Source organism: Hydrogenophaga sp. (genome assembly GCF_028698005.1).
GTDB lineage: Bacteria > Pseudomonadota > Gammaproteobacteria > Burkholderiales > Burkholderiaceae_C > Hydrogenophaga.
In genome coordinates this window covers 1-13663 of the sequence record NZ_JAQVEJ010000006.1, presented here as the reverse complement: position 1 = coordinate 13663, position 13663 = coordinate 1, and the positions used below count along the sequence as shown (strand labels likewise).

At 67.0% G+C, this 13663-nt stretch carries 14 protein-coding genes and 1 tRNA gene; 8 read left to right on the top strand and 7 right to left on the bottom strand.

Translation table 11 applies throughout. From position 1 onward, the window contains the following. Window positions 1–147 precede the first annotated feature (147 nt). On the bottom strand, window positions 148–681 hold the full coding sequence (locus tag PHQ87_RS01340; protein ID WP_300230428.1) for a peroxidase-related enzyme: 534 nt from the start codon (window positions 679–681) through the stop codon (window positions 148–150). A 119-nt stretch (window positions 682–800) separates the two neighbouring features. On the opposite strand from PHQ87_RS01340, the gene PHQ87_RS01335 reads away from it, so the two are divergent. Then, window positions 801–1712, top strand: coding sequence for an AraC family transcriptional regulator (locus tag PHQ87_RS01335; protein ID WP_300230426.1), 912 nt, complete (start codon window positions 801–803; stop codon window positions 1710–1712). Here the strand turns inward: PHQ87_RS01335 and murB are convergent. After that, a complete protein-coding gene (gene murB / locus PHQ87_RS01330) occupies window positions 1664–2716 on the bottom strand; it encodes a UDP-N-acetylmuramate dehydrogenase (RefSeq protein WP_300230424.1) in 1053 nt (350 codons plus the stop codon). The genes PHQ87_RS01335 and murB overlap by 49 nt on opposite strands. A 45-nt stretch (window positions 2717–2761) precedes the next feature. Between murB and PHQ87_RS01325 the strand changes: the two genes are divergently transcribed. Continuing rightward, window positions 2762–3247 carry a YajQ family cyclic di-GMP-binding protein gene (locus PHQ87_RS01325; protein WP_300230422.1) on the top strand — a complete coding sequence of 162 codons (486 nt, stop codon included), beginning with the start codon at window positions 2762–2764 and terminating at the stop codon, window positions 3245–3247. A 131-nt stretch (window positions 3248–3378) separates the two neighbouring features. Further along, window positions 3379–4041: a TIGR02281 family clan AA aspartic protease gene (locus tag PHQ87_RS01320; protein WP_300230420.1), complete on the top strand. Its 663-nt coding sequence runs from the start codon at window positions 3379–3381 to the stop codon at window positions 4039–4041. Here PHQ87_RS01320 and PHQ87_RS01315 read toward each other — a convergent pair. Genes PHQ87_RS01315 through PHQ87_RS01300 form a run of 4 tightly spaced genes read right to left on the bottom strand, consistent with a single transcriptional unit; the run spans window position 4038 to window position 6598 of the window. Continuing rightward, window positions 4038–4403 (bottom strand): RidA family protein, encoded by a 366-nt coding sequence (locus PHQ87_RS01315; protein ID WP_300230418.1) that lies wholly within the window; start codon window positions 4401–4403, stop codon window positions 4038–4040. The genes PHQ87_RS01320 and PHQ87_RS01315 overlap by 4 nt on opposite strands. Next, window positions 4400–5035 (bottom strand): glycerol-3-phosphate 1-O-acyltransferase PlsY, encoded by a 636-nt coding sequence (gene plsY, locus PHQ87_RS01310; protein ID WP_300230416.1) that lies wholly within the window; start codon window positions 5033–5035, stop codon window positions 4400–4402. Before plsY ends, PHQ87_RS01315 begins: the two co-directional genes overlap by 4 nt. 25 nt (window positions 5036–5060) lie before the next feature. Continuing rightward, a complete protein-coding gene (locus PHQ87_RS01305; protein WP_300230414.1) occupies window positions 5061–5552 on the bottom strand; it encodes an aminoacyl-tRNA deacylase in 492 nt (163 codons plus the stop codon). Then, window positions 5552–6598 carry an aldo/keto reductase gene (locus PHQ87_RS01300; RefSeq protein WP_300230412.1) on the bottom strand — a complete coding sequence of 349 codons (1047 nt, stop codon included), beginning with the start codon at window positions 6596–6598 and terminating at the stop codon, window positions 5552–5554. Before PHQ87_RS01300 ends, PHQ87_RS01305 begins: the two co-directional genes overlap by 1 nt. Window positions 6599–6754: 156 nt before the next feature. On the opposite strand from PHQ87_RS01300, the gene PHQ87_RS01295 reads away from it, so the two are divergent. After that, the gene (locus PHQ87_RS01295; RefSeq protein ID WP_300230410.1) at window positions 6755–7660 is read left to right on the top strand and encodes an alpha/beta hydrolase; all 906 of its coding nucleotides are present in this window, start codon (window positions 6755–6757) and stop codon (window positions 7658–7660) included. 17 nt (window positions 7661–7677) lie between these two features. On the opposite strand, the gene PHQ87_RS01290 is transcribed toward PHQ87_RS01295, so the two are convergent. Next, the gene (locus tag PHQ87_RS01290) at window positions 7678–8463 is read right to left on the bottom strand and encodes a class I SAM-dependent methyltransferase (RefSeq protein WP_320388155.1); all 786 of its coding nucleotides are present in this window, start codon (window positions 8461–8463) and stop codon (window positions 7678–7680) included. Window positions 8464–8697: 234 nt separating this feature from the next. On the opposite strand from PHQ87_RS01290, the gene prfB reads away from it, so the two are divergent. The 4 genes from prfB to PHQ87_RS01270 all read left to right on the top strand — a co-directional run bounded on the left by prfB (window position 8698) and on the right by PHQ87_RS01270 (window position 13663). After that, a protein-coding gene (gene prfB, locus PHQ87_RS01285; RefSeq protein ID WP_300230406.1) for a peptide chain release factor 2 occupies window positions 8698–9802 on the top strand; the annotation gives its coding sequence in 2 pieces (ribosomal slippage) (window positions 8698–8778 and window positions 8780–9802; 1104 coding nt in all). Between the two features lie 2 nt (window positions 9803–9804). After that, on the top strand, window positions 9805–12507 hold the full coding sequence (gene pepN / locus PHQ87_RS01280) for an aminopeptidase N (RefSeq protein ID WP_300230404.1): 2703 nt from the start codon (window positions 9805–9807) through the stop codon (window positions 12505–12507). Window positions 12508–12522: 15 nt separating this feature from the next. After that, the gene (locus PHQ87_RS01275; protein WP_300230402.1) at window positions 12523–13563 is read left to right on the top strand and encodes a class 1 fructose-bisphosphatase; all 1041 of its coding nucleotides are present in this window, start codon (window positions 12523–12525) and stop codon (window positions 13561–13563) included. 24 nt (window positions 13564–13587) lie between these two features. Continuing rightward, window positions 13588–13663 (top strand) — tRNA-Thr (locus PHQ87_RS01270).

Sequence of the window (13663 nt, the reverse complement as noted above, 5' to 3'; positions counted from 1 at the left end):
GGCACGCGCGAGGGCGGCGCCATCATGGAGGTCATGACGATCCTTTTTGATGAATGGGGGCGAGGGAACCCATGGAGCGGCAACAGCGCCGGAAGCCGTTATTTTAGCCGCCCCTGAAATACCCGGCCGCGCCGGCGCCAGGCAGCCTCACTTCAGCGCCACTTTGGGGAAATCGACCGGAACGTCCAGGGCGACGTTGATGTAGTTGGTGAAGAGGTTCAGGGCCACATGCGCCATGATCTCGACGATTTGCTCGTCGCCGAAGCCCGCCTGCCGCAACTGGGCGACATCGGCGTCGCCGACCTGCGCCCGCTGCTCCACCACTTTCAAGGCAAAAGCCAGGGCCGCGGCGGTCCGGGCATCCGCGGACTCGCCGACCTGGGCCGCCGCCATTTCAGCGGCGGACGCGCCGGCATTCTGGCCGAGCACGGTGTGCGCCGCCAGACAGTATTCACAGCGATTGCGGTTGGCGATCGCCACGGCGATCTGCTCGCCCAGCCTGGCGCCGAGCGTGCCCTTGCCCAAGGCGCCGAAGGCCCCCCACATGCTCTGCAAGGCGGCAGGAGAGTTGGCCACGGCCTTGAACATGTTGGGCGTGGCGCCAAAGGCCTGGTGGATCTGGGCCAGCAAGGGCTGGCTGGCGGAGGGAGCGCTGTGGGATTCGATGTTGACGCGGGGCATGCCGATCTCCTTGAGGGTTGGAGGTTGAGGGAAAGAAATACAGCCGTCGATGGGCAGTATGTGCTCACCCGATGTATCAATGGGTACAATGAATACATAAAAAACATCCATTCGTACATATGCCAGGCGACACCCCCATCGACCGCCTCTCGGGCGTTCTCGAACGCTTCCGGGTTCAGGCGCAACTGCATCACACTGGCGCCCTGTGCGGACTCAGCCAGTTCGACGCCAGCGGGGGGCACGGCTACTTGCATGTGCTGCGCCGTGGCCGGCTGGAGGTGAGCCATCCGGCCGCGCGTGGTGTGCCCAGGCGCCTGCGCTTCGATGAGCCCGCGCTGCTGTTCTACCCCCGTCCGTTCACCCATCGCTTCCACAACCCGCCCGTCGAGGGGGCCGATTTCACCTGCGCGCGGCTGGTCTTCGACGGCGGCGCGGAAAACCCCCTGGCGCGGGCGCTACCGCCCGTGATCGCGCTGCCCCTGGCGCGGGTGCCCGGGCTGGACTTGGCGCTGGAGCTGTTGTTCGCCGAAACCGATCGCGTGCGCTGCGGCCACCGACTGCTGGCCGATCGGCTGTTCGAGGTCGTGGTGCTGCAGTTGCTGCGCTGGCTGCTGGACCACCCGCAGGAAGCGGGTGTGCGTCCCGGCCTCATCACCGGCCTGTCGGACCCTCGCCTGGCGCGCGCCCTGGTGGCCATGCACGAGCGCCCGGGCGAGGCCTGGACGCTGGAGCGCATGGCCGGGAGCGCCGGCATGTCCCGCACGGCATTCGCCAACACGTTCCGCGAGGCGGTGGGCCAGACACCCGCCGACTACCTGGCTGGCTGGCGCATCGCCCTGGCGCAAAGCCGGCTGCGCGAAGGCCGCCCCATCAAGCTGCTGGCGCAAGAACTCGGCTATGCGAACCCTTCGGCGCTGTCACGGGCGTTCTCGGCCAAGGTGGGCGCGTCCCCACGCGCCTGGCTGGCCGATCGGCTGACCGATCAGAGCACCACCGGCTCCGGCTCCAGCCGGATGCCGAAGCGCTCGTAGACACTGGTCTGGATGGCACGCGCCAGCGTCATGACCTCGCCGCCGGTGCACGGATGCCGGGGCGTGCCGCGGTTGACCAGCACGAGCGCCTGTTTCTCGTACACACCCGCGTGCCCCATGGTCTTGCCCTTCCAGCCGCAGGCATCGATCAGCCAGCCGGCGGCCAGCTTGATGCTGCCGTCGGGCATGGGGTAGTGCACCACCTTGGGGTCGCGCGCGATGATGTCGGCGCACTGCTCGGCCGTGACCGTCGGGTTCTTGAAGAAGCTGCCCGCATTGCCGATAACCGCCGGATCAGGCAACTTCGCCCGGCGTATCGCCACCACCCAGTCAAAAATCTGTCGCGCGTCCGGCGACGCGATGCCGGTCTCGGCCATCTTGCGCTGAAGATCGAGGTAGCCGAGCTCCGGTTTCCACGGCCTGGGCAACCAGAAACGCACACGCGTGATGAGCGCACGCCCGGCCAGGCCCATGCTGCGCGCATCCGAAGGCGTGTGCTTGAACACCGAATCGCGGTAGCCGAAGCCGCACTGCGCGGCATCGAGCGTGATCGACCTGCCGGTGACCAGATCGATGGCGTCCAGCGAGTGGAAGCGGTCCTGCAGCTCCACGCCATAGGCACCGATGTTCTGCACCGGCGCCGCCCCCACGGTGCCGGGAATCAGCGCCAGGTTTTCCAGGCCGGGCCAGCCCTGCGCCAGCGTCCAGTCCACGAAGCCGTGCCAGTCCTCGCCGGCACCGGCCTCGACCAGCCAGCCTTTGGCGCTTTCCTCAACCAGGCAGCGACCGGGGATCTCGACCTTGAGCACGGTGCCACGCACGTCGCCGGTCAGCACCAGGTTGCTGCCACCGCCGAGCACGAAACGCGGTGTGCCCTCCCAGCCGGGCTGGGCCATCAGCCCCAGCAGGTCTGACGGATGGCCAATGCGCGCCAGATGGTCGGCCCGCGCCGCAATGCCAAAGCTGTTGTAAGGCTGGAGGGAGGCCTGTTTCTCGACTAACATTCCCGGATTGTCTCACCCGCCTCGCCCGGTCATCCGGATACCGCCATGCCATCGTTTGATACCAAGCTTGAAGCCGATTTTGTGGAAGTGAAGAACGCGGTCGAAAACACCGCCAAGGAGATCGGCACCCGCTTCGACTTCAAAGGCACCGCCGCTGCCATCGAGCTCAAGGACAAGGAAATCACCCTGTTCGGCGATGCCGAGTTTCAACTCCAGCAGGTCGAGGACATCCTGCGCAACAAGCTGGCCAAGCGCAACGTGGATGTGCGCTTTCTCGACGTCGGCAAGGCCGAGAAGATCGGTGGCGACAAGGTCAAGCAGATCGTCAAGGTGCGCAATGGCATCAGCAGCGAAGACGGCAAGAAAATCCAGCAGCTCATCAAGGGCAGCAAGCTGAAACTGCAGGCCGCCATCCAGGGCGACTCGGTGCGCATCACCGGCGCCAAGCGCGACGACCTGCAGGCCGCCATCGCCCTGATCAAGACGGAAATGAAGGAACTGCCCCTGTCCTTCGACAACTTCCGGGACTGATGGGTCTCCCCCCCGCGCCGCTTGGCGGCTTCCCCCCTCTCTGGCGCGCCGCTGCGCGGCGCTTCGAGGGGGGACGCACCCTACGGCCCGGCGAAGCCGGCTCCGTGAGTGCCTGGAGCCTGGGGTATCGCATGCCACAGCCTTCCTTGCTTCGACGGTGTGTCGCATGCCTGCTGCTGAGCTCCACGGTTGCGGGCGCCTGGGCTCAGTCGGTGGCACTGACCGGCGTGTCGGGCACACGGGCGCTGGTGGTGGTGGATGGCACCGCGCCGAAATTTCTGTCGGCCGGGCAGACGCACCAGGGGGTGAAACTGCTCGGTGTCGCCGGGGACACGGCCACGGTCGACGTGGGTGGCCGTCAGCACACCCTGCGCGTGGGCGAAGCACCGGTCAGCATTGGCAGCAGTGCCTCAGCCAGCGGCACGGGCGAGCGCGTGGTGCTGACCGCCGACGGCCGGGGGCATTTCGTTGCCGGCGGGCAGATCAACGGGCAATCGGTGCGCTTTCTGATCGACACGGGCGCCACCAACATCATCCTCGGTGAAGCCGACGCCCGGCGCATCAACCTGCCCTTTGACAAGGGCCAGAAAGTGGGCGTGAGCACCGCCAACGGCCAGGCCGTCGGCCACATGCTGCGTCTGCAGTCCGTCCGGCTGGGCGACGTGCAGGTTTATGACGTGGCGGCCATCGTGCTGCCGCAGGCCATGCCCTACGTGCTGCTGGGCAACAGTTTCCTGACGCGCTTTCAGATGCTGCGCCAGAACGACCAGCTCACACTGCAAAAACGCTTCTAGGCCCGCTGCGCCGCGGTGACGACGATTTCGATGCGCCAGGCCGGATCGGCCAGTGCGGCCTGCACGGTGGCCCGCGGCGGCGCCGTCCCGGGCACCACCCAGGCGTCCCAGACCTCGTTCATCACGGCGATATCGCGGATGTCCGCGAGGAAGATCTCGGCGCGCAGGATGCGCGACTTGTCGCTGCCGCATGCCAGCAGGCGCTGCTCGACCTGCTGCAGCACATCCCCGGTCTGCCCCCGGATGTCCACGTCACCACGCTCGGGCACCATGCCCGCGAGAAAAACGATGCCATTGAAGACCGCGGCCTCGCTGTAGCGCGCGGCCATGCCGAGGCGGGTGATGTCCTGGTTGGCGGTCATGGAGCTTTCTTTTTTGCGCCGATCTTGCTTTCCTTGCCGGCGATCAGGCGGTTGATGTTCTCGGCGTGGCGCCAGACCAGCAGCAGCCCCATGGCGGCCAGACTCAGCACCAGCGGGCGCGGCGCGCTCCAGGCCACGCCTTGACCGAACAGGTAATAGGCCGGCGCGAACACCGCCGTCACGATGGACGCCAGCGACGAATAGCGGGAAAAGAAGGCCACGATGACCCAGGTCAGCAGGGCCGCCAGGCCCAGCCAGGGCTCGAAGGCCAGGATCACCCCGGCTGCGGTCGCCACGCCCTTGCCGCCCTGGAAGCGGAAGAACACCGGCCACAGGTGGCCGACAAAGGCCGCCAGACCGACCAGTGCCACGGCGCCATCACCCAGGCCCCAGGACGGGCCCCAGGTCTTGACCACGAACACCGGCAGCCAGCCCTTGAAAGCATCGAGCAGCAGCGTCACGATGGCCGCCGCCTTGCTGCCCGAGCGCAGGACGTTGGTCGCACCCGGGTTCTTGCTGCCGTAGGTGCGCGGATCGGACAGCCCCATGGCCCGGCTGACGACCACGGCAAAGGACAGCGAGCCGGCCAGGTAGGCCAGCACCACGGCGATGATGGAATGAATGGAGTCCAAGACAAGCCTCAGGAAAACGGAATGCCTATTCTGCCAGCGCGCACTGCACGGGACGCGCGCCGAGCGTGTCGCGCAGCACCGCCGGATCGATGCCGACCAGGAAACCGCGGCGACCGCCGTTGATCCAGATCCTGGGCAGACCCAGCACGGTTTCCTCGACGTACACCGGCATGGCCCGCCGCAGGCCGAACGGCGACGTGCCACCGACCAGGTAGCCGCTGTGCCGGTTGGCCACCTCGGGCTTGCAGGGCTCGACCGACTTGGCGCCGATCTGGCGCGCCAGGTTCTTGGTCGAGACCGTGCGGTTGCCGTGCATCAGCACCGCGAGCGGCCGCGCCGACTCGTCCTGCATGATCAGCGTCTTGACGACCGCGAACGGATCGAACCCGAGCACCGCGGCGCTGTGCTGGGCGCCGCCATGCTCCACGTACTCGTACGGATGTTCGGTGTAGGCCACCCCGTGCGACTTGAGCCACGCGGTGGCGGGCGTTTCGCTGACGTGCGTCTTCTTTGCCATCACTGAGCCGGGTCGCGCATCTCCCAACGGATCGCGTCGACCGCCTTGAGGATTTCCGGCGAGAGCTGCACGTCCCAGGCATCGATGCATTCGTCGAGCTGGGCCAGGGTCGTCACGCCGATGATGGTGCTGGCCACGCGCCAGCTGCGGTAGCAGAAGGCCAGCGCCAGTTGCAGCGGCGTCAGACCGTGCGCGCGGGCCAGTGCGTTGTAACGGCGCGCGGCGGCCAGCGCCTCGGGCCTGCCCCAGCGCTGCTTGCGCATGGACTCGAACAGCGCCAGACGACCCTGCTCACCCACCAGGCCGGACTCGTCGTATTTGCCCGTGAGCAGGCCGAAGGCCAGCGGCGAATAGGCCAGCAGGGACACGCCCAGGCGGTGGCAGCTTTCGTCCAGCCCGTTCTCGTAACTGCGGTTGACGAGGCTGAAGGGGTTTTGCACCGTGGCCACGCGCGGCAGGCCCATCTGTTCGGCCACGCGCACGAACTCGTGCACGCCGTAGGGCGTCTCGTTGGACAAACCGACGGCGCGCACCTTGCCGGCCTTGACCAGCTCTGCCATGGCCTCCAGTTGCTCTTGCACCGACGGCCCCGGCTTGTCCCGGGACGGATCGAAGTACAGGGCACCGAACACCGGCACGTTGCGCACGGGCCAGTGGATCTGGTAGAGATCGATGACGTCGGTCCGCAGGCGGCGCAGGCTCTCTTCACAGGCCTGGATGATGCCGGCCTTGCTGACCTCGCCGCGCAGCCAGGGCATGCCTCTTGACGGACCGGCCACCTTGCTGGCCAGCACCACCTTCTGCCGCGCGCCGGGGCGGCTGGCGAACCAGGTGCCGATGATGGTTTCGGTCGCGCCGCTGGTTTCGGCCCGCGAGGGCACCGAGTACATCTCGGCCGTGTCGATGAAGTTGACCCCGCGCTCCAGCGAGCGGTCGAGAATGGCGTGCGCGGCGGCCTCGTCCACCTGCTCGCCGAAGGTCATGGTGCCCAGGCAGATGGGCGACACCTGCAGGGAGGATTGTCCTAGGGAAACATGGTTCTTCATATGTCGGCGTGTCGTCGTTCGTGTGGATGGTTGGCAATGGCTTCGATGCCGGGCAGCATGCGCATGGGCGAGCCGCCGGCTCGGGTCTGTCGCCGCGCGGACGCCAGACCTGGGCCGGTCTGCGTATGCTGTCGGCTTTTTCCAGTCAACACCCGAATGTATCAAGCCCGGCAGATCTCCCGCACCGACGTCATTCCCATCCGCCACATGCACTATCAGGTTCGCCGGTGGGGCGAGCCGGTGCCCGGCCGGGCGCCCCTCGTGCTGGTGCATGGCTGGATGGATGTGTCGGCCTCCTGGCAGTTCATGGTGGACCAGCTGGCCGGCTCCCGTCAGATCATCGCCCCCGACTGGCGCGGTTTCGGCGGCACCCAGGGCGCCCCGACCGACAGCTATTGGTTCCCGGACTACCTGGCCGACCTGGACGCCCTGCTCGACCATGTCGCGGGCGACCAGCCCGTGGACCTGGTGGGCCACAGCATGGGCGGCAACGTGTCCATGCTCTACGCGGGCGTACGCCCGGCACGCATCCGGAGGCTGGTCAACCTCGAAGGCTTCGGCATGCCCCCGACCCAGCCCTCGCAGGCACCGGATCAATATGCGAAATGGCTCGACGAGCTCAAGGCGCTGCGCCGTGGCGACATGGGTCTCAAGCCTTATGACAGTGTGGACGGCGTTGCACGGCGCCTGATGAAGACCAACCCGAGACTGGGCGCCGACAAGGCCCAGTGGCTGGCCCGCCAATGGGCGCGGGCAGACGATGAGGGACGCTGGCACATCCTGGGCGACCCGGCGCACAAGGTCGCCAGCGCCATGCTGTACCGCGCCGACGAGGTACAGGAGGTCTTTGCCCGCATCACGGCACCGGTGCTCTCGATCATCGCCAGCGACGACAGCCTCCAGCAGTGGTGGAAAGGCCGCTACACGCTGGCCGACTACCGCCAGCGCCTCAGTGTGATCCCCGATCTGCGCGAGGCGGTGGTCGAGGATGCGGGTCACATGCTGCACCATGACCAGCCACAGGCGCTGGCCCGGCTGATCGAGGACTTTCTGGACGACTGAGGCACCGTGGCGGCCATTCAGCGGTCATCGGCGCACAGGATGTACAGGGCATAGAACGGCAGGCCCCAGAACGCCTCGAACAGTTGCTCGGTGGCCGCGACCGGCCAGCCATAGCCCGACATCACGGGCTGATGGCCCACCAGCCGCAGCCGCTGGTGGGGGGCCACCAGTTCCTGCCGTCGGCGGGGGCCCCAGGTGAACTGCGCGGCCGTACGCCCGACGGACGCGTGCAGCACGGCACGCCCCTGCGCCAGCCAGCACAGGGCATCAAAGGCGAGCAACGAACCCGCCGGCGCACGCTCGCCGAACGTCCGCAGGACCTGTTGCACCTGCTCCGGCCCGAGGTACATCAGCACCCCTTCGCAGAACAGGAAAACCGGCTGCCCGGTGGGCCGCTGCGGCAGCGCCAGCGCGTCCCACCATCCCGGCCTGGACAGATCGACGTCCCGCATCTCGTGGCGCTCGCCAGGCGCAGGCAGGAGCTGGCGCCGCAGCGCCATGACCTCGGGCAGATCGGCATCGGTCATGCGCATCCGTCCGTTGTCCAGCCACTGCCCGTAATCGGACAGGCCGCAGCCCAGGTTGACGACCCGGGCACCGGGGTGAGCCTGCAGGAACTGCCGTGCCAGGGAGCGCAAGTACCGGGTGCGGGCCAGCACGCCATAGACACTGGCACGGTCCTGCAGCCACTGGCTGCCGTCATCGCCCAGTGCCGCCAGCAGACGGGCCGCCTGCGCATCCCCGACCGCCACCGCCGGGAAGAGCGCGTCACCCAGCGCACGCGCGGCGAGGGGAATACGCAAGGTCGATGGCACGGCCGGCAACGAGGCCGCGGCGTCAGACAGGCGGGGAGCATGGGGCATCGAAATGGACATCCGCGGGACGGCAAAAAGCAAACAGACCATTCGGTGGTCCCAATAGAGCACATTTCCGTGCCCGGCGCCACCTCTGCTGTCAAACCATCCCCCACCATGAGAAAATCACCGGTTTCACGGGCGCTGTCCCGTGCGCACCGAACCGAAAGAGAAAGACCCGCCATGGAAGCCGAACGCCTCAACGCCCTGCAGAACCAACTGACCGACCTGACCGAACGGGTGGCCGAACTCCGGAGGTATCTTTGACTACGATGCCAAGGCCCTGAAGCTCAGCGAGGTCAACGCTGCGCTCGAAGACCCGACGGTCTGGGACAACCCCAAGCGTGCCCAGGAGCTGGGCAAGGAAAAGCGCTCGCTCGAAGGCGTGGTGCTGGTCATCGACCGTCTCTCCGGTGAGCTGGCCGACAACGCCGAGCTGTTCGAGATGTCGGCCGCCGAGGACGACGAGACCGGTCTGCTGACCATCGAGGCCGAAGTGGCCAAGCTCGCGCCCGAGGTCGAGCAGCTCGAATTCCGCCGCATGTTCAACAACCCGGCGGATCCGCTCAACTGCTTCCTCGACATCCAGGCTGGTGCCGGCGGCACCGAAGCCTGCGACTGGGCCAGCATGCTGCTGCGCCAGTACCTGCGCTATGCCGAGCGCAAGGGCTTCAAGACCACGGTGGAAGACGAAACCCCCGGCGACACCGCCGGCATCAAGAGCGCCACAATCAAGATCGAGGGTGAATACGCCTACGGCCTGCTGCGCACCGAGACCGGCGTGCACCGTCTGGTGCGCAAGTCGCCCTTCGACAGCTCGGGCGGCCGCCACACCTCGTTTGCCTCGGTGTTCGTCTACCCCGAGATCGACGACTCGATCGAGATCGAGATCAACCCGGCGGACGTGCGTGTGGACACCTACCGGGCCTCCGGCGCCGGTGGCCAGCACATCAACAAGACCGACTCGGCCGTCCGCCTGACCCACATCCCCACGGGCATCGTGGTGCAGTGCCAGGATGGCCGCAGCCAGCACTCCAACCGAGACGTCGCCTGGCAGCGCCTGCGCTCGCGCCTGTACGACCACGAGATGCGCAAGCGTCAGGAAGAACAGCAAAAGCTCGAGGACACCAAGACCGATGTCGGCTGGGGCCACCAGATCCGCAGCTACGTGCTGGACAACAGCCGCATCAAGGACCTGCGCACCAACGTCGAAGTCTCCGCCACGCAGAAGGTCCTCGACGGCGACCTGGACGTGTTTATTGAAGCCTCCCTCAAGCAAGGGGTTTGACCATGACATTCCGTGAAGGCCCGGTGACCATCGTGCGCCGAGAAGACTATGCGCCGCCGCCGTTCTGGATCGACACCGTCGATCTCGTCTTCGACCTCGACCCGGCCAAGACCCGCGTCCTCAACCGGATGCGCCTGCGCCGCAACCCCGACGTGGCACCGCAGGCGCTGCGCCTGGACGGCGAGGACCTGAATCTGGCCCGCGTGCTGGTCAACGGCGCCGGCACCTCGTTCCGCATGGACGGCCAGACCCTGGTGCTGGAGAACCTGCCCGAAGGCAACGACCCCTTCGAGCTGGAGATTTTCACGACCTGCGCACCCGAGAAGAACACCCAGCTCATGGGCCTGTACGTGAGCCAGGGCACCTTCTTCACCCAGTGCGAGGCCGAAGGCTTCCGCCGCATCACCTATTTCCTCGACCGGCCCGACGTGATGGCCAGCTACACCGTCACGCTGCGCGCCGACAAGCGCCAGTACCCGGTGCTGCTGTCCAACGGCAACCTGGTCGAGTCGGGTGATCTCGAAGGCCCGGGCAACGAGGGGCGCCACTACGCCAAATGGGTGGACCCGCACCGCAAGCCCTGCTACCTGTTCGCCCTCGTGGCCGGCAACCTGGTCGCGCGCGAGCAGCGCGTGGTCAGCCGCTCGGGCAGGGAGCACCTGCTGCAGGTCTACGTGCGCCAGGGCGATCTGGGCAAGACCGAGCACGCCCTGAGCTCGCTCGTCAAGAGCGTGATCTGGGACGAAGCGCGCTTCGGCCTGTCCCTGGACCTCGATCGCTTCATGATCGTCGCCACCAGCGACTTCAACATGGGCGCGATGGAGAACAAGGGCCTGAACATCTTCAACACGAAGTATGTGCTGGCCAGCCAGGCCACCGCCACCGACACCGACTACGCCAACATCGAGTCGGTCGTGGGCCACGAGTACTTCCACAACTGGACGGGCAACCGCATCACCTGCCGCGACTGGTTCCAGCTCTCGCTCAAGGAAGGCCTGACGGTCTTCCGCGACCAGGAGTTCAGCATGGACCTGTGCACCACGCCCTCGGCCCGTGCAGTCAAGCGCATCGAGGACGTGCGCGTGCTGCGCACCGCGCAGTTCCCCGAGGATGCGGGCCCGATGGCGCACCCGGTGCGCCCCGACAGCTACGTCGAGATCAACAACTTCTACACCGTGACGGTGTACGAAAAAGGCGCCGAGGTCGTGCGCATGATGCAGACCCTGGTGGGCCGCGAGGGCTTCCGCCGGGGCATGGACCTGTACTTCCAGCGCCATGACGGCCAGGCCGTGACCTGCGACGACTTCGCCCAGGCGATTGCCGACGCCAACCCCGACAGCGAACTGGCCCGCCAGCTGCCGGTGTTCAAGCGCTGGTACAGCCAGGCCGGCACGCCGCGCGTGCAGGCCCGTGGCGAATTCGACGCCGCTGCGCACACCTACACGCTCACCCTGACGCAAAGCTGCCCGCCCACGCCCGGCCAGGCGGACAAGCAACCTTTCCTGATCCCTGTCGCGGTCGGCCTGCTCGATGCCCACGGACGCGACCTGCCGCTGCAACTGCAGGATGCCGCAGCCCTCACCCATGGCAACACCCTGGTGCTGTCGCAGGCCAGCCAGCAGTTCGTGTTCACCGGCATCGACGCCGAGCCCGTGCCCTCGCTGCTGCGCGGTTTCTCGGCACCGGTCGTCCTGGCGATGGACCTGTCGGACGCGCAACTGCTGCATCTGCTGGCCCACGACAGCGATCCGTTCAACCGCTGGGAGGCCGGCCAGCGCCTGGCCCTGCGCCGTGCCCTGGCGGCCATCCAGGCCGACGGCGCACCCGCCACCGAGCCGCTCGACGCCGGCTTCATCGAGGGCATGCGCGCCGTGCTGCGGCACCCCACCCTGGACGCCGCCTTCAAGGAACTGGCCCTGACGCTGCCCGCCGAGTCCTACATCGCCGAGCAGCTCGACGTGGTCGATCCGCAGCGCGTGCACACGGTGCGCGAGGCGATGCGCCGCCAACTGGCGCTGGCGCTGCATGCCGACTGGGTCTGGGCCTATGAGGAGCACCACGACAACGGCGCCGCTGGCCCCGGCGCGCTGAGCGCCGGCCGCCGCGCCCTCACCGGCATGGCGCTGACGATGCTGTGCCTGGCCGCGCGCGAGACGAACGAGCCCATCTGGCCCGGCAGGACCTACCAGCGCTTCAAGGACGCGGGCAACATGACCGACCGCTTCAACGCGCTGTCGGCCCTGGTCTCCAGCGGACAGCCGCTGGCCGCACAGGCACTGGAGCGCTTCCACGCCATGTTCAAGGACGAGGCCCTGGTGCTGGACAAGTGGTTCGCCCTGCAGGCCGGCGCGCCCGACCGCGGCGGCGACATCCTGCCGCGCGTGCGCCAGTTGCTGACCCATCCGGACTTCCATCTGCGCAACCCGAACCGGGCGCGCAGCGTGCTGTTCAGCTACTGCAGCGCCAACCCGGGTGCCTTCCACCGCCCCGATGCCGCCGGCTATGTGTTCTGGAGCGAGAAGGTCGTCGAGATCGACGCCTTCAATCCCCAGGTCGCGGCCCGTCTGGCCCGTGCGCTGGACCGCTGGAAGAAGCTCGCCGAGCCCTACCGCAGCGCGGCCCGGGAGGCCATCGCGCGCGTCGCGGCCAAATCCGACCTGAGCAACGATGTGCGCGAGGTCGTGACCCGGGCGTTGGCTGATTGATCCAAAGAGGTACCCATGAGCAACAAGATTTCCCTGACCCGCTATCTGGTCGAACAGCAACGCACGCACGGTCGCATCCCCCCGGAGCTGCGCCTGCTGATTGAAGTGGTGGCACGGGCCTGCAAGCGCATCTCGATCAGCGTCAACAAGGGCGCGCTCGGTGGCGTGCTCGGCAGTGCCGACACCGAGAACGTCCAGGGCGAGGTGCAGAAAAAGCTCGACATCATCGCCAACGAGGTGCTGATCGATGCCAACGAATGGGGTGGTCACCTGGCCGCCATGGCTTCGGAGGAGATGGACAGCATCTATGTGGTGCCCAACCGCTTCCCCAAGGGCGAATACCTGCTGATGTTCGACCCGCTCGACGGCTCGTCCAACATCGACGTGAACGTGTCGATCGGCACCATCTTCTCGGTGCTGCACAAGCACCATGATGACCCCCATGTGATCGACCCCGTGTGCGAGAACGACTTTCTGCAACCGGGGCGCCTGCAGGTCGCTGCCGGCTATTGCGTGTATGGTCCACAGACGACCCTGGTGCTCACGGTGGGGGACGGCGTGGCCATGTTCACGCTCGACCGCGAACAGGGCTCGTGGGTGCTGACGCAGGACCAGGTGAAGATCCCCGAGGACACCAAGGAATTCGCCATCAACATGAGCAACATGCGCCACTGGGATGCCCCGGTCAAGCGCTACATCGACGAGTGCCTGCAGGGCAAGGAAGGCCCGCGCGGCAAGGATTTCAACATGCGCTGGGTTGCCTCCATGGTGGCCGACGTGCACCGCATCCTCACCCGCGGCGGCGTCTTCCTGTACCCCTGGGACAAGCGCGAACCCAACAAGCCCGGCAAGCTGCGCCTGATGTACGAGGCCAACCCCATGTCGTGGCTGGTCGAGCAGGCCGGCGGTGCCGCCACCAACGGCCGCCAGCGCATCCTGGACGTGGCCCCCACCCAGTTGCACGAGCGCGTCAGCGTGATCCTGGGCTCGAAGAACGAGGTCGAGCGTGTGACGCGGTACCACCTCGAAGCCGACATGGCCAAAACGCCGTGCTGAAAATTTGCTAGAATAAAAGGCTAGGCCGGAATAGCTCAGTCGGTAGAGCAGCTCATTCGTAATGAGAAGGTCGGGGGTTCGACTCCTCTTTCCGGCACCA

Excerpts from the sequence above, each read along its gene's own strand:
- PHQ87_RS01340 (WP_300230428.1), bottom strand. The coding sequence starts at position 681 with ATGCCCCGCGTCAACATCGAATCCCACAGCGCTCCCTCCGCCAGCCAG.
- PHQ87_RS01335 (WP_300230426.1), top strand. The coding sequence starts at position 801 with ATGCCAGGCGACACCCCCATCGACCGCCTCTCGGGCGTTCTCGAACGC.
- murB (WP_300230424.1), bottom strand. The coding sequence starts at position 2,716 with ATGTTAGTCGAGAAACAGGCCTCCCTCCAGCCTTACAACAGCTTTGGC.
- PHQ87_RS01325 (WP_300230422.1), top strand. The coding sequence starts at position 2,762 with ATGCCATCGTTTGATACCAAGCTTGAAGCCGATTTTGTGGAAGTGAAG.
- PHQ87_RS01320 (WP_300230420.1), top strand. The coding sequence starts at position 3,379 with ATGCCACAGCCTTCCTTGCTTCGACGGTGTGTCGCATGCCTGCTGCTG.
- PHQ87_RS01315 (WP_300230418.1), bottom strand. The coding sequence starts at position 4,403 with ATGACCGCCAACCAGGACATCACCCGCCTCGGCATGGCCGCGCGCTAC.
- PHQ87_RS01305 (WP_300230414.1), bottom strand. The coding sequence starts at position 5,552 with ATGGCAAAGAAGACGCACGTCAGCGAAACGCCCGCCACCGCGTGGCTC.
- PHQ87_RS01300 (WP_300230412.1), bottom strand. The coding sequence starts at position 6,598 with ATGAAGAACCATGTTTCCCTAGGACAATCCTCCCTGCAGGTGTCGCCC.
- PHQ87_RS01295 (WP_300230410.1), top strand. The coding sequence starts at position 6,755 with ATGTATCAAGCCCGGCAGATCTCCCGCACCGACGTCATTCCCATCCGC.
- pepN (WP_300230404.1), top strand. The coding sequence starts at position 9,805 with ATGACATTCCGTGAAGGCCCGGTGACCATCGTGCGCCGAGAAGACTAT.
- PHQ87_RS01275 (WP_300230402.1), top strand. The coding sequence starts at position 12,523 with ATGAGCAACAAGATTTCCCTGACCCGCTATCTGGTCGAACAGCAACGC.